Annotated in this window: 20 protein-coding genes and 1 pseudogene; 17 read left to right on the forward strand and 4 right to left on the reverse strand. The window is 68.8% G+C overall.

Features of this window, described 5'->3' with window-relative positions; all coding sequences use genetic code 11:
* The first annotated feature begins 91 nt into the window (after nt 1-91).
* The 5 genes and pseudogenes from ALIDE2_RS06945 to ALIDE2_RS06955 all read left to right on the forward strand — a co-directional run bounded on the left by ALIDE2_RS06945 (nt 92) and on the right by ALIDE2_RS06955 (nt 2,733).
* A complete protein-coding gene (locus ALIDE2_RS06945) occupies nt 92-928 on the forward strand; it encodes a fumarylacetoacetate hydrolase family protein (RefSeq protein WP_013519862.1) in 837 nt (278 codons plus the stop codon).
* Nucleotides 929-1,009: 81 nt separating this feature from the next.
* Nucleotides 1,010-1,288 carry a VOC family protein gene (locus tag ALIDE2_RS25415; RefSeq protein WP_238530115.1) on the forward strand — a complete coding sequence of 93 codons (279 nt, stop codon included), beginning with the start codon at nt 1,010-1,012 and terminating at the stop codon, nt 1,286-1,288.
* A 215-nt stretch (nt 1,289-1,503) separates the two neighbouring features.
* Nucleotides 1,504-1,680 (forward strand): annotated as a pseudogene (locus tag ALIDE2_RS25420) (VOC family protein); the annotation flags it as partial.
* A gap of 43 nt (nt 1,681-1,723) precedes the next feature.
* Nucleotides 1,724-1,945, forward strand: coding sequence for a VOC family protein (locus ALIDE2_RS25425; RefSeq protein WP_238530176.1), 222 nt, complete (start codon nt 1,724-1,726; stop codon nt 1,943-1,945).
* Between the two features lie 149 nt (nt 1,946-2,094).
* On the forward strand, nt 2,095-2,733 hold the full coding sequence (locus tag ALIDE2_RS06955) for an FAD-dependent monooxygenase (RefSeq protein WP_041700743.1): 639 nt from the start codon (nt 2,095-2,097) through the stop codon (nt 2,731-2,733).
* Nucleotides 2,734-2,768: 35 nt separating this feature from the next.
* On the opposite strand, the gene ALIDE2_RS06960 is transcribed toward ALIDE2_RS06955, so the two are convergent.
* Both ALIDE2_RS06960 and ALIDE2_RS06965 read right to left on the reverse strand, forming a co-directional pair.
* A complete protein-coding gene (locus ALIDE2_RS06960) occupies nt 2,769-3,755 on the reverse strand; it encodes a tripartite tricarboxylate transporter substrate binding protein BugE (protein WP_013519861.1) in 987 nt (328 codons plus the stop codon).
* Nucleotides 3,756-3,793: 38 nt separating this feature from the next.
* A complete protein-coding gene (locus ALIDE2_RS06965) occupies nt 3,794-4,990 on the reverse strand; it encodes an alpha-hydroxy acid oxidase (RefSeq protein ID WP_013721674.1) in 1,197 nt (398 codons plus the stop codon).
* Nucleotides 4,991-5,102: 112 nt separating this feature from the next.
* On the opposite strand from ALIDE2_RS06965, the gene ALIDE2_RS06970 reads away from it, so the two are divergent.
* Nucleotides 5,103-6,017, forward strand: a complete 915-nt coding sequence (locus ALIDE2_RS06970; RefSeq protein ID WP_013721675.1) for a LysR family transcriptional regulator — start codon at nt 5,103-5,105, stop codon at nt 6,015-6,017.
* Nucleotides 6,018-6,053: 36 nt separating this feature from the next.
* On the opposite strand, the gene ALIDE2_RS06975 is transcribed toward ALIDE2_RS06970, so the two are convergent.
* Nucleotides 6,054-7,634 (reverse strand): alkaline phosphatase D family protein, encoded by a 1,581-nt coding sequence (locus ALIDE2_RS06975; RefSeq protein ID WP_013721676.1) that lies wholly within the window; start codon nt 7,632-7,634, stop codon nt 6,054-6,056.
* A gap of 26 nt (nt 7,635-7,660) precedes the next feature.
* Nucleotides 7,661-9,241: a GGDEF domain-containing protein gene (locus tag ALIDE2_RS06980; protein WP_013721677.1), complete on the reverse strand. Its 1,581-nt coding sequence runs from the start codon at nt 9,239-9,241 to the stop codon at nt 7,661-7,663.
* Nucleotides 9,242-9,345: 104 nt separating this feature from the next.
* On the opposite strand from ALIDE2_RS06980, the gene surE reads away from it, so the two are divergent.
* From surE to ispG, 11 genes are all read left to right on the forward strand, one after another.
* Nucleotides 9,346-10,128: a 5'/3'-nucleotidase SurE gene (gene surE, locus ALIDE2_RS06985; protein ID WP_174764518.1), complete on the forward strand. Its 783-nt coding sequence runs from the start codon at nt 9,346-9,348 to the stop codon at nt 10,126-10,128.
* A complete protein-coding gene (locus tag ALIDE2_RS06990; RefSeq protein ID WP_013519855.1) occupies nt 10,128-10,901 on the forward strand; it encodes a protein-L-isoaspartate(D-aspartate) O-methyltransferase in 774 nt (257 codons plus the stop codon). The genes surE and ALIDE2_RS06990 overlap by 1 nt, the downstream gene beginning before the upstream one ends.
* Nucleotides 10,902-10,912: 11 nt before the next feature.
* A complete protein-coding gene (locus ALIDE2_RS06995; RefSeq protein WP_013519854.1) occupies nt 10,913-11,815 on the forward strand; it encodes a peptidoglycan DD-metalloendopeptidase family protein in 903 nt (300 codons plus the stop codon).
* A 23-nt stretch (nt 11,816-11,838) separates the two neighbouring features.
* Entirely contained in the window at nt 11,839-12,822 is a 984-nt protein-coding gene (locus tag ALIDE2_RS07000; RefSeq protein ID WP_238530138.1) for an RluA family pseudouridine synthase, read from the forward strand.
* 168 nt (nt 12,823-12,990) lie between these two features.
* On the forward strand, nt 12,991-13,659 hold the full coding sequence (gene scpB / locus ALIDE2_RS07005) for an SMC-Scp complex subunit ScpB (protein WP_013519852.1): 669 nt from the start codon (nt 12,991-12,993) through the stop codon (nt 13,657-13,659).
* Between the two features lies 1 nt (nt 13,660).
* On the forward strand, nt 13,661-15,016 hold the full coding sequence (locus ALIDE2_RS07010; protein ID WP_013519851.1) for a pseudouridine synthase: 1,356 nt from the start codon (nt 13,661-13,663) through the stop codon (nt 15,014-15,016).
* 78 nt (nt 15,017-15,094) lie between these two features.
* Entirely contained in the window at nt 15,095-15,520 is a 426-nt protein-coding gene (ndk, locus tag ALIDE2_RS07015; RefSeq protein ID WP_013519850.1) for a nucleoside-diphosphate kinase, read from the forward strand.
* A gap of 87 nt (nt 15,521-15,607) precedes the next feature.
* Nucleotides 15,608-16,732: a dual-specificity RNA methyltransferase RlmN gene (rlmN, locus tag ALIDE2_RS07020; protein ID WP_013721679.1), complete on the forward strand. Its 1,125-nt coding sequence runs from the start codon at nt 15,608-15,610 to the stop codon at nt 16,730-16,732.
* Between the two features lie 21 nt (nt 16,733-16,753).
* Nucleotides 16,754-17,581, forward strand: a complete 828-nt coding sequence (gene pilW, locus ALIDE2_RS07025; RefSeq protein ID WP_013519848.1) for a type IV pilus biogenesis/stability protein PilW — start codon at nt 16,754-16,756, stop codon at nt 17,579-17,581.
* Entirely contained in the window at nt 17,574-18,470 is an 897-nt protein-coding gene (locus ALIDE2_RS07030) for a helix-turn-helix domain-containing protein (RefSeq protein ID WP_013721680.1), read from the forward strand. The genes pilW and ALIDE2_RS07030 overlap by 8 nt, the downstream gene beginning before the upstream one ends.
* Nucleotides 18,471-19,745 (forward strand): flavodoxin-dependent (E)-4-hydroxy-3-methylbut-2-enyl-diphosphate synthase, encoded by a 1,275-nt coding sequence (gene ispG / locus ALIDE2_RS07035; protein WP_013519846.1) that lies wholly within the window; start codon nt 18,471-18,473, stop codon nt 19,743-19,745.
* Nucleotides 19,746-19,756 lie beyond the last annotated feature (11 nt).

Raw genomic sequence — 19,756 nt, forward strand, 5'->3', positions numbered from 1 at the left:
TCTAAACTATTTGTCATATTGATGATATGAACAAAATAAAAAACAATCCATTCTCGTTTTGGACACTTGTCAAATTTTACTTGGAGGCGAAATGAGATTGTTCCGTTTTGGTGCCGTAGGTCAGGAAAAACCGGGTGCTCTGGACCGCAGCGGCCGCATGAGGGATATGTCGTTGCTGATCCCCGACTGGACGCCCGAGTGGATGGCTCCCGAGCGCCTGAAGGCCTTGCAGGCCATCGACCTGGACAAGCTGCCCCTGGTCGCCGAGGGCACGCGCATCGGCGCGCCGCTGGCCGGCATTCGCCAGTTCGTGGCGATCGGCCTGAACTATCGCCAGCACGCCATGGAAGCGGGCATGGAAATTCCCAGGGAGCCCGTGGTGTTCAACAAGGCCATTACCTGCATTGCCGGCCCCAACGACACGGTTGAACTGCCACCCGACTCCGTGGAGGGCGACTGGGAGGTGGAGCTGGGCATCATCATCGGCAGCAAGGCGCAGAAGGTGGGCGAGGCCGAAGCGCTGTCGCATGTGGCCGGCTATGTGCTGGCCAATGACGTGTCCGAGCGCGAATGGCAGGCCAAGCGCAATGGCCAATGGGGCAAGGGCAAGAGTTTCGACGGCTTTGGCCCCATAGGCCCCTGGCTGGTGACGACCGACGAGCTGGCCGACCCGCAGAACGTGCCACTCACGCTGACCGTCAATGGCCAGGTCCGGCAGAAGAGCAACACCTCGGACATGATTTTCCCGGTCGCCTACATCGTGTCCTACCTGAGCCGGTTCATGACCCTGCTGCCCGGCGATCTCGTGATCACGGGCACGCCCCAGGGCGTGGGCCTGGGCATGAAGCCCCCTGTCTTCCTGCGGCGGGGCGATGTCATGACGCTGGATGGCGGCGTCCTGGGCACGCAGCGCCAGCAGGTCGTCTAAACCTTTCCAACTCTTGTTTCGCGCTTGCTGCCTTGCCAGGCAGCGGGGCGGAGCTTTGCACCAAAAATCATGGAGACAGGCATGGGTTCGAATACGTCAACCGCCGCCCCGTTGCTTGCCGTGCATTCGGTGGATGAGTTCGCGTTCAGTGTTCCCGATCTGGAGCAGGCCCGGCACTTCTGCGCCAGTTTCGGCCTGGACGTGCGCGGCGAGGACGGCTGCCTGGCGTTGTATACCCACGGCCATCCGCACCGCTGGGGGCGCATCCGGCAGGAGGGCGGGCGTAAGCGCCTGCTGTGGATCAGCATGGGCTTCATGCCGAAGACGCGCAGCGATCCGAGCGGCATCTGGCCTGCCTGAACATGGCGCGCATCGCGCCCCCGGCCGGCGCGGATGCCGGCGGCATCTGGATCGCCGGGCCCGATGGCCTGGCTTTGCAGCTGAAGGTGGCGCCCAAGTCCTCTCCGCCGGCTCCGTCACCGCAGGCGCAGCCGAAGCACGGCGCCAACTTCGGCCGCGCGCCCACGCGCAGCAAGGTGCAGCAGGTCAGGCCGCTGTATCTCTCGCACCTGCTGATGTTCAGCGCGGACGTGGTCCGGGCCACGCGCTTTTACGTCGAGGTGCTCGGTCTGCGCGTCTCCGACACCTCGGGCGACGTCATCGCCTTCCTCCACAGCCCGCACGACAGCGACTACCACCTGACCGCCCTGGCCAGGTCGGGCGGCCCGGGCCTGCACCACGCCAGCTGGTGCGTGCCCTCCATCGACGACGTGGAGCCCGGCATGGAGCAGATGAGTGAGGCCGGCTACCCCGATGGCTGGGGCGTGGGCCGCCTCCAACTACTTCCGCTACGTGCGCGACCCCTGGGGAAGCTATGCCGAGTATTCGTACGACATCGACTTCGTCGCGCCGGGTGCGCAATGGCCCGCGGCCGACTACCCGCCCGAGGACCCCCTGTACGTCTGGGGGCCGGCGGTGCCCAAGGACTTCGTCCCCAACCACGAACTGAACGCCTGAACCGGAGACAACCATGCAGCAAGAGCAACACGACTTCTTCGACGTAGCCATCGTCGGCTACGGCCCCGTGAGCGAAATCATGGCGCTGGCCCTGGCAAGTCAGGGGCGCAGCGTCGCCATCTTCGAGCGCTGGGAAGAACGCTACCCGCTTGGGCTGGGAAGCCGTGGAGGTTGGCCAGACCGCCGAATACGCACGGCTCGTGGTGCGCCGCACGGGCAACGGGCAGCAGCGCACGGTGCGCTGCCAGTACCTGATTGGCGCTGACGGCGCCAACAGCATCGTGCGCGAAGCCATAGGCAGCGGCCGGGAAGACAAGGGGTTCGAGGCCGACTGGCTGGTCATCGATGTGCTGCCCAACGAAGGCGTGACGCTCGACATCCCCGCCGCCCGCCTTCCCGCATCTGACGGACGGCATTCTGCGCGGCGCGCAGGACAAGGCCGCAGGCCTGCTGAGCCCCCATGGCCGGGTCGGGCGCGCAGGCGTGCAAGGGCGTTTCGACGACGTGGTGGCACGGGTTTCGTGCTCATCAGCCGCAGCCATCGGGCACTGTCGGCCATGGGCGCAGCGGTGGCTGCAGCCTTGCGGCAATTGAACGCCAGGGCGGCCGTCATCGTCCCCGCCGGCGCGGACGCCGGCCAGCAAGGCTGGGAAGACCTGGATGGCAAGTTCCTGCCGTTCATGGAGCAGCACGGCATAGAGACCATGCTGGTGCGGCCCGACTCTATGGCGCGGTTGGCTCCGGGGGGAATCCTCAGACCTTGCTCCTGGATTGCGAGGCGGATTTGAGGAAGTTCGGCCTGAAGAACGCCGAGGCCTGGGGCTCACTCCAGCGTCAGCTTTTGCTTGCGCACTACGTCCTTGTAGATAGCGAATTCGTTCCTGATCTGCTCGGCGAACTGCTCGGGCGTATTGGCGATCACCAGCGAGCCGGTGTCGTCGATGCGCTTTTTCACCGCCGGCTCCGCCAGCACCTTCTTGAGCGCGGCATTGATCCTGTCGACCACCTCCCTGGGTGTGCCCTTGGGGCCGACGATGCCGTAATAGGCCATGCGGTTCACCGGCTCCAGCCCCACCTCCTTGAAGGTGGGCACGTTGGGCAGGACCGCCAGGCGCTGCGGCGCCGCCACCACGATGGGGATCAGGCGGCCGTCCCTGATGAAGGGCAGCGATGAGGGCAGGTTGTCCAGATTCATGTTCACCTGGCCGGCCACCACGTCGTTCAGCGCCGGGCCAGCGCCCCGGTAGGGAATGTGCGTCATCTGCACGCCCGCCATGCCCTTGTAGAGCTCCATCAGCATGTGGGTGATGCTGCCGGTGCCGGTGGACGCATACGCGTATTTGCCGGGGCTCTTTTTCAACTCCTCGACGAAGCCCTTGTAGTCGTGCCCCGGGAACCTGGGGTTGACCGCAATGACGTTGGGCGTCGCGGCGATGTTGATGATGGGCACGAAATCCGTCTCGGGGTCGTATGGGAACTTGGGCGTGATGGCTGGATTGGTGGCCGTGGTGGAGACGGTGGCCACGCTCAGCGTGTAGCCATCGGGCTTGGCGCGCATGGCCTCGGTCGCGCCGATGGTGCCGCCGGCGCCGCTCTTGTTGTCTACCACCACCGGCTGGCCCAGCTCGCGCCCCAGCGGGTCGGCCACCACGCGGGCGATGATGTCGGTGGTGCCGCCGGCGGCAAAGGGCACGATCAGGCGTATGGGCTTGCTCGGGTAGGCTGCCTGGGCCAGCGCAGCAGTTCCTGCCGCGAGTGCCAGGCCGCCGATCAGTGCGTGTGCGCCGGGGCGCAGGGAAAAGCTGGGCATGTGAGTCATCTCCTTTGGTGGTTGGTAAAAGACAGAATTCAGGCGCGGCGGCGCACGATGTGCTGCGGCCCGAGTTCTGCGCAGCCCGTCACGCCCAGCATGGCCATGTTGCGGTCCACCTCTTCCTGCAGCAGCCCGATGGCATGCGCCACGCCGGCCTCGCCCGCCACGGCGGCGGCGTAGTTGAAGGGGCGGCCCACCAGCACCATGCGCGCGCCCAGGGCCAGGGCCTTGAGCACGTCCGAGCCGCGCCGGAAGCCGCTGTCGATGAGCACCGGGTAATCGGGCCCCACGGCGGCCACAACGGCTTCGAGCACGCGCAGGGGCGAGATCGCGCCGTCGAGCTGGCGGCCGCCGTGGTTGGACAGCACGACGGCGTCGGCGCCCACGCGCCGGGCCTGCAGTGCATCCTCCACGCTGAGCAGGCCCTTGACCACCAGCGGTCCTTTCCAGCGGCGGCGGATGGCTTCGATGTGGCCCCAGTTCAGGTGGTCGCGCGCCGAGAAATCGCGCAGTACTGAGGACGACACGATGGGCGCGCCGCGCGTGGCAAACGAATTCTCGAAATGCGGCATGCCGTGGCGCAGCAGCGTGTGCAGGAAGGTGCCCGCCACCCAGCGCGGCCGCACCATGCCGTCCCAGGCCAGGCGCAGGCTGGGGCGCAGCGGCGTGGAAAAGCCGGTGCGAATGTTGTTCTCGCGGTTGGCCGAAACGGGAATGTCCACCGTCACCACCAGCGTGCCGAAGCCCGCGCGCGCCACGCGGTCGACCAGCGCGTCGATGCGTTCCTGGTCGCCCGGTATGTAGGCCTGGAACCAGGTGGCCGGGCTCTCGCGCGCCACCTCTTCCATGGGGATCAGCGAGGTGCCGCTCATGATCGACACGATGCCCGCCTGCTGCGCAGCGCGCGCCAGCACCAGGTCTCCGCGGTAGGTGGACAGCGCGTTGATGCCCATGGGCGCGATGCCGAAGGGGCTGCTGTAGCGCTGGCCGAACAGCTCCACCGCCTGCGAGCGCCGCGACACGTCGCGCAGCACGCGGGTGGCAAAGCCGTATTCGCCGAACACCTCGCGGTTGTCGCGCAGCGACGTGTTGTCCTCGGCCGCGCCGGCGATGTAGCCGAAGATCGGCCGGGGCAGGCGCCGGCGCGCGGCGGCCTCGAAGTCGTGCAGCGACAGCATGTTGCGCAGTGCGACGGGCACGGTCACGGGTGAGGGTTCGGCATAGGAAGCCATGGCGGGATGCGGGTTGCGGCTAAGGAATGGCCGCACTGTAGGTAAGCATGTTTTTGAAGAAAAGCGAAATATTTAGAATGGATATGTTCGCTTTTGAGAAATAGTGGTCGCCATGTCCCAGCCCTCGATCAAGCAGCTCGAAGCCTTCTGGTGGGCTGCCACCTGCGCCAATTTCGCGACGGCGGCCGAACGCGTGCACCTGTCGGTGTCGTCGCTGTCCAAGCGCATCGCCGAGCTCGAAGCCACGCTGGGCCAGCCGCTGTTCGACCGCAGCGGCCACCGCGCCGTACTCACCGAGGCGGGCGAGCGCCTGCTGCCCGCCACGCTCGACGTGCTCAATGCCATGGCGGCGCTGGGCCAGACACTCGATGCGCGCGCGGCGCTCGCGGGCCGCTGCCGCTTCGGCGTGGGCGATCTCTCGGCACTGACCTGGCTGCCCGCCTTCGTGGCTGCCGTGCGGCGGGCGCACCCGCAGCTGGAGCTGGAGCCCTTCGTGGACGTGGGTGGCGTGCTGGAGCGCCGCCTGGCCGATGGCGAGCTGGACTTCGCCGTGATCGCGGGCCGCTCCTCGCGCAGCGCGCTGCTGTCGCAACCCGTGGGGGCCGCGCACTTCGCCTGGGCCGCCGCGCCCGGCCTGCCGGGCGCGGACCGCCTGGACGCGGCGGCGCTGCTGCGGTGCCACCCGCTGGTCACGCTGCCGCATGGCGCGGGCACGACCCGGCTGCTGGACGACTGGCTGCTGGCCAACCATGCCGCGGCGCATGAGCGCATCGTGTGCAACAGCTGGGGGGCCGTGGCGGGCATGTTGCGCCAGGGTGTGGGAGTGGGCTTCCTGCCCGCACACTGGGTGGATGCACTGAGCCTGCGCGCCGTGGGCGCAGGCATGCCGCTGGCGCCGCTGCACTACGCCTTTCAGTGGCGGCGTGGCGATGCGCGGGCGCTGATCGCGGCGCTGCGGCCATTGGCGCAGGCGCAGGTGGATTTTTCAGTGTCCCCCGTATTCACCGGCGTGGTGAGCCAACGATGAAAGGGCTTTCAGGCGCCTCATGGAAGCCGGGTGCGTTCAAGCCGGCCGGGGGCCGGGGCGGCCGTCCTCCACCACGAAGCGGGCCAGGGTGTACGCGTCGCTACCCGCGTCCAGCGGGTCGCGGATGGCGCGTAGCCGGGTCGTCCAGAGCGTGGGCGTGATGTCGCACAGGCCGTAGCCGCGCTCGTCGCAGCGAGCCAGCAGCACATGGGGGTTGAGGCGGCGGATGGCGTCCACCTTGTCCTGCGTGGTGCCGGCGCGCGAGCTGATCGACGTGCCGCAGAACTCGCTGGCCAGGATGCGCGCCGCGCCGCCGGCCCCGGGGGGCGCCGGCACGTTGCAGACGTAGTTCTGGTGGATGTCCCCGCCCAGCAGCACGGTGTTGCGCGGTGTCTGCTGCGCCAGCGCGTGGCACAGGCGCTCGCGTGCGGCGGGGTAACCGTCCCAGCTGTCGGTGGACTGCAGGCCCGAGGGGTAGTGGCGCGGCGCGAACAGCGTCTGCTGCGCCAGCACGCTCCAGTGCGTGGCCCGCTCGCGTGCGTCCTGCGCCAGGCCGGCCTGCAGCCATTGCTCCTGCTGCCAGCCCAGAAAGCTGCGCTGCGGGTCCGTGAGCTCGGGGCAGGCCTCGGGGCGCACCGCGCCGGCCGAGCCGCCGCCCGGCTTGCGGCAGGCCTGCAGGTCGCGGTATTGCCGTGCGTCGAGCACGTGCAGCCGTGCCAGGCGTCCCCAGTGCAGGCGCCGGTAGAGCTGCAGGCCCTGGAAGGCCGACGAGTTGAGCGTCGATGCGCGCAGCGGCATGTGCTCATAGAAGGCCTGCCATGCCGCCGTGCGCAGGGGCAGCCATTCGGCGGCGTCGCCCCGGCCGTGGTCGCCCGCGTAGTCGTTCTGCACCTCGTGGTCGTCCCAGGTCACGACCCAGGGCGCGCAGGCGTGGGCAACCTGCAAGTCCGGGTCGCTCTTGTGCAGCGCGTAGCGCTCGCGGTAGTCGGCCAGGCTGCGCGGCAGGCGCAGGCCGTGCGTGCGCGCCAGCCCATTCGCGTCCTTGGGGCTGGCGTATTCGTAGATGTAGTCGCCCAGGAATAGCACCAGGTCGGGCTGGTCGGCGCAGGCGTGGCGCCAGGCCGCGTAGTAGCCGTGCTCCCAGCGCTGGCATGAGGCATAGACCATCCGCAGCCGCCGCTCCAGCGCATGCGGCGCCGGGGCCGTGCGCGTGCGGCCCACGGCGCTGACGGCATCGCCCAGCATGAAGCGGTAGTAGTACCAGCGGCCCGGCTGCAGGCCGGCCACTTCCACGTGCACGCTGTGCGCCAGGTCGGGCAGGGCGGTGGCGCTGCCGTGCTGCACGATGCGACGGAACTGTGCGTCGTCGGCGACTTCCCAGCGCACGGTGAGCGGGCCGGCCCAGGGCGCGGCGGCATCGGCCGGGTCCGGCGGCAGCAGGCGGGTCCAGAGCACCACGCCGTCGGGCAAGGGCTCGCCGCTGGCCACGCCCAGGCCGAAGGGGTCGTGCCGCAGGGTCTGCCGGGCCCAGGCCCAGCGCGGCAGTTGCGTGGCCATGGCGGCCCAGGCCGCCTGCTGCAGAAGCCGGCGGCGGTGCATGGCTGCGAGCGTGGGCATGGGAGGCGTGTCCATGCCGTGCCGCGCTACGCAGCCACCACGCGGTTCTTGCCCGAGCGCTTGGCCAGGTACATGCCCTCGTCGGCGCGGCGGATGGCATCGGCGCTGCCGTTCTTGCCCTCCACCTGCGCCACGCCAGCGCTGAAGGTGATGAGCAGGCGCTCCTGTTCCTTCAGGAAGTAGCGCTTGGTCAGCTCGCGCTGCAGGCGCTCCATGGCTTTCACGCCGTCGGCGAGCTGGGTGTTGGGCAGGATGAGCACGAACTCCTCGCCGCCGTGGCGCGCCAACTGGTCCTGGGGCCGCATGACCTCGCGCGTGACCCGGACCAAGTGCATCAGCGCCTCGTCGCCTGCGGCATGGCCCAGGCGGTCGTTGATGGCCTTGAAGTTGTCCACGTCGAGCAGGGCCACGCACAGCGGGGTATCCAGGCGGAACGCGCGCGCGATCTCGCGCTCCATGGCCTCGTCCAGCCCCTTGCGGTTCAGGGCTCCGGTCAGCGGGTCGTGGCGGGCCTGGGCGCTCGCGTGGTCCAAGTCGCGGCGCAGCTGGGTGATCTCGGCATGCGTGGCCTCGGTGCGCTCGCGCAGGTCCTGCAGCTCGGAGCGCGTCACGTGGCTGTTCAGCGCCATGGCGCGGGTGGCGGCCATGACTTCCTCGAGCAGCGGCATGATGTCCTGCAGCTGCGTCGCACGGCCGATGCGTTCGGCACAGCGCTCCATGGTTTCGTTGTAGGTGCTGCTCGATTCGTCCATCTGCGCCAGGCGCTCGATGAAGGTGGCCAGCAGCTCGCGCATCTGCGTCTGTGCCTGGACCGTGCGGTCCTTGGCCTCGGACTGCTTGAAGATCACGTCCTTGAGGCGCTTGTGCACGTCGTCGAGCCGACGCAGCGTGAGCGGCGGCGTGGATGCGGCCAGCAGCGCCTCGGCCTGGCCGTGCAGCCATGGCTCGTCGATGCTCAGCGCGGCAATGTTCTCGAATACCAGGCGCAGCAGCCCGAGCAGGCCCTGCCGTATGGCGGCCTGGTCCTCCGCGGCGAAGGACAGGCGATAGCTGAAGTCGCTCAGCATCAGTTCGGCCGTGGCGATGGGGCGCTCGGGCTCGCGCAGGAAGGCGCACAGCTGCGCGGCCAGCTCGTGCACGCGGGGGTCGTCTTCGCCCAGGGCCGGCAGGGTGTTGCTCACCAGGCGTGCCAGGTTCTGCGCCAGCGTGGTGGGCAGCTGGGTGATGCTGACGCTGGCGGGCGGCGGCGTGGCGACTGGCGACAGGCCCAGGTTGGCGTAGCCCACCAGCACGTTTTTCAGCATGGACCAGTCTTGCTGCGCGACGGCGTTCTCCAGCTGGCCCAGCAGGCGCTTCTGCCCGGGGGTCTGCCCCGGCATCACATGCAGAATATGGCGCAGCTGTGCGGTGGGAAAATTCGGCGCGGCGCGGACGCCCGACACCTCTTCGTACAGGGCCTGGTAATTGTCGGGGGTGGGGGAGAGGCGGCGCGCGGCCAGGAGCTTGAGGGTTTCACGCGCGACTTCGGAAGGAGATTTGGCGGAGTCCATCTGCAGGATGGGCAGGAAGATGCAAAGAGTGCGAAGTGTGACAGAGCGCAGCTTCATTGAATAGCTGGCGTGCCCATGCCGCGCAGCGTGGCTTCTGCGGGTCGGCTCCGGCGGGCGCGGGCATGGCCTCCTACAATGGGTTGCATTCAGTCACCGTGACCATGAAAATCCTCATTTCCAACGATGATGGCTACCAGGCGCCGGGCATCGTGGCCCTGCATGACGCACTCAAGGCCATCGCCGATGTCGAGGTCGTGGCCCCCGAGCACAACAACAGTGCCAAATCCAATGCCTTGACGCTGCATTCGCCGCTGTACGTGCATCGCGCGGCCAATGGCTTCCGCTACGTGAACGGCACGCCGGCCGACTGCGTGCACATCGCGCTGACCGGCGTCCTGGGCTACCGGCCCGACCTCGTGGTCTCGGGCATCAACAACGGCGCCAACATGGGAGATGACACCATCTACTCGGGTACCGTGGGCGCGGCCATGGAAGGCTACCTGTTCGGCATCCCGTCCATGGCCTTTTCCCAGGTGGACAAGGGGTGGGGGGAGCTCGACTCCGCGGCGCGCAAGGCGCGCGAGATCGTGGAGCAGATGCAGCGGCACAAGCTGGTGGGCGGGGCGCCATGGCTGCTGAACATCAATATCCCCAACATGCCGTTCGATGCGCTGCGCCCCCTGCGCCTGTGCCGCCTGGGGCGGCGCCACGCGGCCGAGCGCGTCATCGAGCAGCAAAGCCCGCGCGGCGAGCTGATGTACTGGATTGGCGGAGCGGGGCCGGCCAAGGACGCGAGCGAGGGCACGGACTTCCATGCCACGGCGCACGGCCATGTGTCCATGACGCCCCTGAAGGTGGACTTGACCGACCACGACGGCCTGGGCTATTGGGCGCAGACTGCCGCGCGCCTGGTGCCGCAGCGCGTGCAGGACGGGGGTGGCTGATGCAGCGCCGCCCCGGATTCCCCGCGCGCATCGATTGGACGAAGGATGCGGCGCCGGCTGCCTCCCTCGCGCCGGCGCGTGTCCGGCGCGAGGCGCCGCCGCCCACACCCCAGGGCGTGGGCCTGGATTCGGCCGCGGTACGGGCGCGCATGGTGCAGCGGCTGGCGGCGGCGGGCATCACCGCGGTGCCGGTGCTGCAGGCCATGGGGAACGTGGAGCGGCACCGCTTCGTCGATACCGCCCTGGTCAACCAGGCCTACGAGGACACCAGCCTGCCCATAGGGCTGGGCCAGACCATCTCCAAGCCCAGCGTGGTGGCGCGCATGACCGAGCTGCTGCTGGGCGCGCAGTGCGCGCGCGCGGGCGGCCTGGGGCGGGTGCTGGAGATCGGCACCGGCTGCGGCTACCAGGCGGCCGTGCTGGCGCGGCTGGCGCGCGAGGTGTACACCATAGAGCGCCTGCGCGCGTTGCATGAAAAGGCGCGCGAGAACCTGCGCCCCTTGCGCTTGGCAAACGTCCATCTGATCCTGGGCGACGGCATGCTGGGCTATGCCGGCGGCGCACCCTATGCGGGCATCATTTCCGCGGCGGGCGGCGGCAGCCTCCCGCCGCAGTGGTGTGAGCAGCTTGCCATGGGGGGGCGCCTCGTGGCCCCCATGGCGGGGGTGGACGGGCGCCAGATGTTGCTCGTGGTTGACAAAACGCCGAAAGGCCTGGAGCAGACGGTGCTCGAAGCCGTGCATTTCGTCCCCCTAAAATCGGGGGTCGTTTGAAGGAATTGCTTATGTTCGTATCGCGTGGTCTTGTGGCTTTGGGGGTTTTCGTGCTGGCGGGTGGCGGTTTGCTGGCCGGCTGCAGCGCCCCCGTGAACAGGGCTCCGGTGGTGGATCGCGGCACCTTTGCCAATGGTGGCGCGACCCCGGCGAGCACTGCCCCCGAGGCCAAGCCGCTGCCGGGCGCCGAAAACGCCGGAAAGCCGGGTTATTACACCGTCAAGCCCGGAGACACCCTGATTCGCATCGGCCTGGAAAACGGGCAGAGCTGGAAGGACATCGCGCGCTGGAACAACCTGGAGAACGCCAACCTGATCGAGGTGGGGCAGGTGCTGCGGGTGGTCCCGCCCGCGGCATCGGTGGCATCCGACACGGGTGTCGTGACCCGGCCGGTCGTCTCGTCGCCCCTGGCGTCCGCATCGCCCGCGAGCGTGCCCAAGCCCACCGCATCGGCCGCTTCCGCGCCAACCGCACCGGCCTCTGCGGCGGCCGCGCCGGCCCCCGCACCTGCCCCCGAGCCGGCACCCGCTATGGCCGGTGGCGCCGACGACATGCGCTTCATCTGGCCTTCCTCGGGGACATTGCTGGCCGGTTTCGACGAGGTGCGCAACAAGGGCTACGACATCGCGGGCAAGGCCGGGGACCCGGTGCTGGCCGCCGCCGACGGCCGCGTGGTGTATGCCGGCGCGGGCCTGCGCGGCTACGGCAACCTGGTGATCCTGAAGCACAACAACACCTTCCTCACGGCCTATGCGCACAACCAGACGCTGCTCGTGAAGGAGGACCAGAACGTGCGCCGTGGCCAGAAGATCGCGGAAATGGGCAGCACCGATGCCGATCGCGTGAAGCTCCATTTCGAGATCCGCCGCCAGGGCAAGCCGGTGGATCCCGCACGTTACCTGCCCGCGCGTTGAGCAAGCAGGTGGCAGGCGACGGGCTGCCGTGGCCGGACGAGGAGTCCGACCCGCAGCGCACTGCCGAGGAGGAGTCGGACGCCGAGCTGCGCGAGGTGATGGTGCCCGCCGCGCAGCACCAGGCGCGCCTGGACAAGGCCCTGGCGGAACTGGTGCCGGAGTTTTCTCGCAGCTATCTACAGCAGCTGCTTGCGCAGGGTGACGTGCGCCTCAACGGCCAGCCCGCCGCCAAGCCCGCCCACAAGGTCAGGGCCGGAGACCAGGTGGCGGTGCGGATGCGCCCCACGCAGCAGAGCCAGGCCTTCAAGCCCGAGAGCCTGCCGCTGGACGTGGTCCATGAGGACGAGCATCTGCTCGTCATCGACAAGCCGGCGGGCCTGGTGGTGCATCCGGCGCCGGGCAACTGGAGCGGGACTCTCCTCAACGCCCTGCTCGGGCGCGATGCGCAGGCCATGCAGGTGCCGCGCGCCGGCATCGTGCACCGGCTGGACAAGGACACGAGCGGTCTCATGGTGGTGGCGCGCAACCGCGCGGCCATGGATGCGCTGGTGCGCATGATCGCGGCGCGCGAGGTGAGCCGCCAGTACTTGGCGCTGGCCTGGGGCGCGTGGTCGGGCTCGGAGCAGCGCCGCATCCGGGCGCCGATAGGGCGCGACCCGCGCAACCGCCTGCGCATGGCGGTGGTGGACCTCGGCCAGCATGCCGGCAAGGAGGCGTGCACCGATTTCGACCTGCTCGCGTCCGGCGAAGAGGTATGCCTCGTCCGGTGCACGCTGCACACGGGCAGGACACATCAGATACGCGTGCACATGGCGTCCATCCGCCACCCCCTGGTGGCCGACGCCCTGTATGGCGGTGCCGTGGGCGGCCCCATGCGGCGGCAGGCCCTGCACGCCTTCCGCCTTGCGTTCACCCACCCCGTGACCGGCAAGCCCATGGAGTTCCACGCCCCGCTGCCCGAGGATATGCGCCAGGCCCTTGATTTCTGGGGCTTACGCTACAATTAGCGGGACCAGCGGCCCTGCCGCCGGCGCAGTGGCCTCATGCCGTTGATGCCATGCCGGCCCGGTGCAGGTACGGCGCCATTCGCCGCCACTTTGGCGTCGCACATTCTCCAACCCCAGGTAAATGCCCCGCCCATGGCGCGTGGCCGCCCTTTTTGGAACTGTTGGACCATGAATTCGGTGGAAGCCAAACGGGTTCTCGAAACTGCGCTGATCTGCGCGCCGCAGCCCGTATCGGTACGCGAACTGCGTACCCTGTTCGATGATGCGCTGGGCTCGGATACGGTGAAGGCGCTGCTGCTGGAGTTGCAGCAGGATTGGGCGCTGCGCGGCGTGGAACTGGTGCAGGTGGCGACGGGGTGGCGATTTCAGAGCCGTCCCGAGATGCGTGAGTACCTCGACCGCCTGCACCCTGAGAAGCCGCCCAGGTACACGCGCGCCACACTAGAGACCCTGGCCATCATCGCCTACCGTCAGCCGGTGACGCGTGGCGACATCGAGGATATCCGGGGCGTAACGGTCAACAGCCTGATCATCAAGCAGCTGGAGGACCGGGGTTGGATCGAGGTGGTCGGGCACCGCGATACGGTAGGGCGGCCGGCCCTGCTGGCCACCACGCGGCAGTTCCTGGACGACCTGGGGCTGCAGTCGCTGGATCAATTGCCAATGCTGGAGGATCCCGGCGTGCAGGCGAATGTGCTGGATGCGTTGGGGGCTGCGGCGGATACGCAGCAGCCGGGCGAGGAGATGGCCGTGCAGAGCGGCGAAGAGATTGCAGGCGCACCCGCCCTGGTGGCGGGTGTGACGGATGAGGACGGCGACGGCGTCGCAGGAAGTTGACATGAACGATTCGAACAAGGCCCTCGAGGCTGCCCAGGCGCCTGCTGAGGCGCAGGTGCCCGCCTCCGCCGAGGCGCCCAAGGCGCGCAGGCCGCGCACGCGTAAGCCTGCCGGGAAAGCGGCCTCCGCAGACCACGGGGCGGACGCGCCGCGGCAGCAGGAACCGCAGGCGCAGGCCGACGCGCCGTCCGCTTCTGCGGAGGCAGCGGACAGGCCGCAGCGGCCGGAGCACCGCGATGCCGCGCGAAAGCACGGCAGGCGTGACGGCAAGCCGGCGCCGCGCGGCGACGGCTACCGCTTCGCCGACGTGGTGTCGGGACAGCTCGACCAGGACGAGGGCGACACCGAGGTGGTGCCGCACAAGCGGGTGCTGCTGCCCCAGCCGGAAAGCCCCAAGCTGCACAAGGTGCTGGCCCAGGCGGGCATGGGGTCGCGGCTCGAAATGGAACAGCTCATTCTCGAAGGGCGCATCTCCGTCAACAACGAGCCGGCTCACATCGGGCAGCGCGTGCAGTTCGGCGACCAGATCAAGGTCAACGGCAAGCCGATCCGGTTCCGGGTCGCGCCCCCGCCCACGCGGGTGATCGCCTATCACAAGCCGGTCGGCGAGGTCGTGACGCACGACGATCCGCAGAACCGCCCCACGGTGTTCCGCAAGCTGCCGCGGCTGCAGCAGGGCAAATGGCAATCGGTCGGGCGCCTGGACCTCAATACCGAGGGCCTGCTGCTGTTCACCAGCTCCGGCGAACTGGCCAACAAGCTCATGCACCCCCGCTTTGGCCTGGAGCGCGAGTACGCCGTGCGCGTCCTGGGCGCCCTGAGCGACGAGGAGCGGCAGCGCCTGCTCGATGGTGTGTCGCTGGAGGACGGCATGGCAGCCTTCGGCTCCATCGAGGACGGTGGCGGCGAAGGCGCCAATTGCTGGTACCGGGTCACGATCTCCGAGGGACGCAACCGCGAGGTGCGGCGCATGTTCGAAGCCGTGGGGCATGCGGTGAGCCGGCTGATCCGCATTCGCTATGGCGCCATGATGCTGCCGCGCGGACTCAAGCGCGGAGCCTGGCTGGAGCTAGACGAGCATGACATTCGTGCCCTGATGCAGGCCGCGGGAGTCCCGGCCGATGCGGGCGGTGGTGCGCGCGCAGGCAGGAACGGCCGCCGCGGCGAGCGCAAGCCCATGGGCGCGAAGATGCAGGGGGAGGGGCGGGGCAAGGCCGCGGGGCGCGCAGGGCGCTCGTCCGGCAGCTCACAGCCCGATCCGATGAAGACCTCGGTGGGGTACATCGGCGCCGACAGCTTCTCGCGCCATCGCCAGCAGCAGCAACGCGGCGGGGGCTCGCGCCGCGGCGGGCGCTAGGGGTTTGACGGCACGCTAAAATTAACGGTTTTGCCCGCGAGGCAAAAAATACCGCAACACTCTCTCTAGGAAAACCAAATGGCTATCGAACGCACCCTTTCCATCATCAAGCCCGACGCAGTCGCCAAGAACGTGATCGGCCAGATCTACGCCCGTTTCGAGGCTGCCGGCCTGAAGATCGCCGCTGCCCGCATGATCCACCTCTCGCGCGCCGAGGCCGAGCAGTTCTATGCCGTGCACAAGGAGCGCCCTTTCTTCAAGGATCTGGTGGACTTCATGATCTCCGGCCCCGTGATGGTGCAGGTGCTGGAGGGCGAGAACGCCATCCTGAAGAACCGCGAGCTCATGGGCGCGACGGACCCCAAGAAGGCCGAGGCCGGCACAATCCGCGCCGATTTCGCCGACAGCATCGACGCCAACGCAGTGCATGGCTCCGACGCCGCGGAGACCGCCCAGGTCGAAGTGGCCTTCTTCTTCCCTGGCCTGAACGTCTACGCGCGCTGATGCAGTGGTTCCGTGCGCAGGGTGAGGCCATGGCCGGCCTTGCCGCGCGCGGGGCGCACCATGTGGGCGTGGACATGCGATGACGTTATGACCACGAACCTTCTGGACCTGGACCTGGACGCCATGGCCGCTTTCTGCGAGCGGCTGGGAGAGAAGCGTTTCCGGGCCACGCAACTGTTCCGCTGGATCCACCAGCGTGGCGCGAGCGACTTCGACCAGATGAGCGATCTGGCCAAGTCCCTGCGCGAGAAGCTCAAGGGCTGCGCCCATGTGTCGGGCCTGCAGGCCATCAGCGAGCATGCCTCGGCGGATGGCACGGTGAAGTGGCTGTTCGACGTGGGCGGCGGCAATGCCGTGGAGACGGTCTTCATCCCCGAGGACGACCGCGGCACCCTGTGCATCTCCTCGCAGGCGGGTTGTGCCGTCGGCTGCCGCTTCTGCTCCACGGGGCACCAGGGGTTCAGCCGCAACCTGACCACGGGCGAGATCGTTGCCCAGCTCTGGCATGCCGAGCACGTCCTGCGTCAGCGCCGCGGCGATGGCGAGCGCGTGATTTCCAACGTCGTGATGATGGGCATGGGTGAGCCGCTGCAGAACTACTCGGCCCTGGTGCCGGCGCTGCGCATCATGCTCGACGACCATGGCTACGGCCTGTCGCGCCGCAGGGTGACCGTGTCCACTTCGGGCGTGGTGCCCATGATGGACCGCCTGGGCCGGGACTGCCCTGTGGCGCTGGCCGTGTCCCTGCATGCGCCCAATGACGAGCTGCGCGACAACCTGGTGCCGCTCAATCGCAAGTACCCGTTGCAAGAGCTGCTGGCGGCCTGCCGGCGCTATCTGGAGCACGCGCCGCGTGACTTCATCACCTTCGAGTACTGCATGCTCGACGGCGTGAACGACCAGCCCGAGCATGCGCGCGAGCTGATAGCGCTCGTGAGCCGCAAGGCGGCGGACGGCGGCGTGTCCTGCAAGTTCAACCTGATTCCGTTCAACCCGTTTCCCGCATCGGGCCTGCGCCGCTCTCCTGCGGTGGCGGTGTCGGCGTTTGCCAAGCTGCTCTCCGATGCCGGCATCGTCACCACGGTGCGCAAGACGCGTGGCGACGATATCGATGCGGCCTGCGGCCAACTGGCCGGTGACGTCAAGGACCGGACGCGGGTCGGCGAGCGCATGGCCAGGCTGCGGACCATCGAGATCAAGCCGATTACCTGAGTCAACGAAGAGAGGCAATTCATGACGGTGTGGCGCACGGATCGAGGTCGGGCAGGGCGTTGGCTGTTGGCCGCCTGTGTTGCGGCGGCCGTACTGGCCGCTCTGGCGGGTTGCGCCCATCGGGCGGCGGACCCCGGGGCCAGTGAGCCGGTGGCGGGCTCCGGCGGCGAGACGGACGTGCGGCGGCGCGCACGCATCCGGCTGGAGCTGGCAGCCAACTACATGCAGATGGGGCAGACGGCGGTCGCGCTGGACGAGGTGCGCCAGGCGCTTGCCACGGACCCCGGCTACGCCGATGCCTACCACTTGCGCGGGCTGGTGTACATGAGCATGGGGGACCTGGCGCTTGCCGAGGACAGCCTCAAGCGCGCCCAGGCCATGAAGCCGGCCGACCCGGACATCATGCACAACTACGGCTGGCTGCAGTGCCAGCGTCAGCAGTACGAGCAGGCCAACCAGCTGTTCGAGCGCGCCCTGGCCACGCCCACTTATGCCGCGCGCAGCAAGACCCTGATGTCCCAGGGCTTGTGCTACCAGCGCGCCGGCCGCGCGGCCGACGCCGAGCAGACCCTGCTGCGCGCGTACGAGATCGATGCCGGCAACCCGGTCGTGGGCTACCACTTGGCCTCCATCATGCTGGCGCGCGCAGAGGCCAAGCGGGCGCAGTTCTACATCCGCCGCGTCAACAATGGCGAGTTCGCCAATGCGCAGTCTCTTTGGCTGGGCATCAAGGTGGAGCGCGCGCTTGGCGACTCGGTGGCCATGCGGCAATTGGGCGATCAGCTGCACAAGCGCTTCCCCGATGCCAAGGAAACATCGGCATTCGACAGAGGGGCATTCCATGAGTGAGTCGATGGCGACACATGACGCAGACCATTCGGCGCCGGCCGCCGGCGAGTCGGCCGGCGTCCTGCTGCGGCGATTGCGCGAATCCGCAGGCGTGCACATCGGTGCGCTGGCTGCCGCCCTGAAGGTGCCCGTGGCCAAGCTCCAGGCGCTGGAGGCCGACGACCAGGACGCATTTCCCGATGTCGTTTTCATGCGCGCGCTGGCATCGAGCGTGTGCCGGACCTTGAAGGTCGATGCCGCCCCCGTCCTGGCGCTGTTGCCCCAGGGCCGCCCCGCCCAGCTTCCGCCGGACAAGGGCATCAATGCCTCGTTCAAGGACCCGATTCGCCGGGGCGGCAAGGGCGTTTCCCTGGAGCAGCCCAGGTCGCGCCTGGTGGGCATTGCCGCGCTGGTGCTGCTCGCCGCTGCCCTGGCCATGGCATTCCTGCCCCTCGGCACGAGCGACAAGAGCGGCGAGGCCGAGCCCGCCGCGCAGCCGCCGCAGCAGGTGGCGCCGACACAGGACGCCCGGGAGCCCGGGGACGCGGCAGCCGGGCAGCCCGGCCCGGCCGCGACGCAGGAGGTGCCGGCCGCGCAGGCGCCGGCGGTGCCCGGGCCCGCGCGCGCTGCGGCCTCCGCTGACGATGCGCCCGCCGCCCAGGCACCGGAGCCCGAGGGGGTGCTCGTCATCCGTGCGCGCGCCGAGTCCTGGGTGCAGGTGCGCAATGGCGCCGGCCGCGTGGTGCTGCAGAAGGCCATGGCCGCCGGCGAGAACTATTCCGCCGAGGGTCCATCGCCATGGAGCGTGGTGGTCGGCAAGGCCGATGCGACCGACGTCATCGTGCGCGGCCAGCCCATGGACCTGAAGGCCATCGCGCGCGAAAACGTGGCGCGTTTCGAGGTGAAGTGAATGAACATGCCTGACACAGCAGCACCCATTGCCATGGTGGCGCCCCTGGCGCGCCGCTCGCGCCAGGCGCGCATCGTCTGGGGCAGCCGCGTCGTCACGGTGGGCGGCGACGCGCCGGTGCGCGTGCAGTCCATGACCAATACCGACACGGTGGATGCGATCGGCACGGCCATCCAGGTCAAGGAGTTGGCGCAGGCCGGCTCCGAGTTCGTGCGCATCACGGTGAACACGCCGGAGGCCGCCGCGGCCGTGCCCTACATCCGCGAGCAGCTCGACCGCATGGGCGAGAGCGTGCCCCTGGTAGGCGACTTCCACTACAACGGCCACCGCCTGCTGACCGAGTTCCCGGACTGCGCGCAGGCGCTGTCCAAGTACCGCATCAACCCCGGCAACGTGGGCAAGGGCGACAAGCGCGACAAGCAGTTCGGCCAGATGATCGAGGCGGCGATGCGGTGGGACAAGGCCGTGCGCATAGGTGTCAACTGGGGCAGCCTGGACCAGGAGCTGCTGGCCGATCTGATGGACGCCAACAGCCAGCGGGCCGAGCCCTGGGACGCGCGCCAGGTCATGTACGAGGCTCTGATCACCTCGGCCATCGAATCGGCGCGCCGCGCCGAGGCCATGGGCCTCGCGGGCGAGCAGATCATCCTCTCGTGCAAGGTCAGCGGCGTGCAAGACCTGATCGCCGTGTACCGCGAACTGGCCCGGCGCTGCGACTACGCGCTGCACCTGGGCCTGACCGAGGCCGGCATGGGCACCAAGGGCATCGTGGCCTCGACCACGGCGCTGTCCATCCTGCTGCAGGAGGGCATAGGCGACACGATCCGCGTGTCTCTCACGCCCCAGCCTGGCGAGGCGCGCACCCAGGAGGTGGTCGTGGCCGCCGAGATCCTGCAGTCGCTGGGGCTGCGCGCCTTCGTGCCCAGCGTGACCGCCTGCCCCGGCTGCGGGCGCACCACCAGCACCACCTTCCAGGAACTGGCCAAGCAGATCGACGACTACCTGCGCGCGCAAATGCCCGTGTGGCGCCTGCGCTACCCCGGCGTGGAGCGGCTCAAGGTGGCGGTCATGGGCTGCATCGTCAACGGCCCGGGCGAGAGCAAGCATGCCGACATCGGCATCAGCCTGCCGGGCACTGGCGAGGCGCCCGCGGCGCCCGTGTTCATCGACGGCGAGAAGGCGCTGACCCTGCGTGGGGACAACATCGCCCGGGAGTTCCAGGACATCGTCAACGACTACATCGCCAAGCGCTTCGGGGCGGGCGCCGACGCGTAGTGGTGCAATAA

Origin of the sequence: Alicycliphilus denitrificans K601, assembly GCF_000204645.1 — a bacterium.
Taxonomy (GTDB): Bacteria; Pseudomonadota; Gammaproteobacteria; order Burkholderiales; family Burkholderiaceae_C; genus Alicycliphilus; species Alicycliphilus denitrificans.

Bases quoted from the DNA above. Each gene is read 5' to 3' on its own strand.
- ALIDE2_RS06945 (WP_013519862.1), top strand. From the start codon at position 92: ATGAGATTGTTCCGTTTTGGTGCCGTAGGTCAGGAAAAACCGGGTGCT.
- ALIDE2_RS25415 (WP_238530115.1), top strand. From the start codon at position 1,010: ATGGGTTCGAATACGTCAACCGCCGCCCCGTTGCTTGCCGTGCATTCG.
- ALIDE2_RS06960 (WP_013519861.1), bottom strand. From the start codon at position 3,755: ATGCCCAGCTTTTCCCTGCGCCCCGGCGCACACGCACTGATCGGCGGC.
- ALIDE2_RS06965 (WP_013721674.1), bottom strand. From the start codon at position 4,990: ATGGCTTCCTATGCCGAACCCTCACCCGTGACCGTGCCCGTCGCACTG.
- ALIDE2_RS06970 (WP_013721675.1), top strand. From the start codon at position 5,103: ATGTCCCAGCCCTCGATCAAGCAGCTCGAAGCCTTCTGGTGGGCTGCC.
- ALIDE2_RS06975 (WP_013721676.1), bottom strand. From the start codon at position 7,634: ATGCCCACGCTCGCAGCCATGCACCGCCGCCGGCTTCTGCAGCAGGCG.
- ALIDE2_RS06980 (WP_013721677.1), bottom strand. From the start codon at position 9,241: ATGAAGCTGCGCTCTGTCACACTTCGCACTCTTTGCATCTTCCTGCCC.
- surE (WP_174764518.1), top strand. From the start codon at position 9,346: ATGAAAATCCTCATTTCCAACGATGATGGCTACCAGGCGCCGGGCATC.
- ALIDE2_RS06990 (WP_013519855.1), top strand. From the start codon at position 10,128: ATGCAGCGCCGCCCCGGATTCCCCGCGCGCATCGATTGGACGAAGGAT.
- ALIDE2_RS06995 (WP_013519854.1), top strand. From the start codon at position 10,913: ATGTTCGTATCGCGTGGTCTTGTGGCTTTGGGGGTTTTCGTGCTGGCG.
- scpB (WP_013519852.1), top strand. From the start codon at position 12,991: ATGAATTCGGTGGAAGCCAAACGGGTTCTCGAAACTGCGCTGATCTGC.
- ALIDE2_RS07010 (WP_013519851.1), top strand. From the start codon at position 13,661: ATGAACGATTCGAACAAGGCCCTCGAGGCTGCCCAGGCGCCTGCTGAG.
- ndk (WP_013519850.1), top strand. From the start codon at position 15,095: ATGGCTATCGAACGCACCCTTTCCATCATCAAGCCCGACGCAGTCGCC.
- rlmN (WP_013721679.1), top strand. From the start codon at position 15,608: ATGACCACGAACCTTCTGGACCTGGACCTGGACGCCATGGCCGCTTTC.
- pilW (WP_013519848.1), top strand. From the start codon at position 16,754: ATGACGGTGTGGCGCACGGATCGAGGTCGGGCAGGGCGTTGGCTGTTG.
- ALIDE2_RS07030 (WP_013721680.1), top strand. From the start codon at position 17,574: ATGAGTGAGTCGATGGCGACACATGACGCAGACCATTCGGCGCCGGCC.
- ispG (WP_013519846.1), top strand. From the start codon at position 18,471: ATGAACATGCCTGACACAGCAGCACCCATTGCCATGGTGGCGCCCCTG.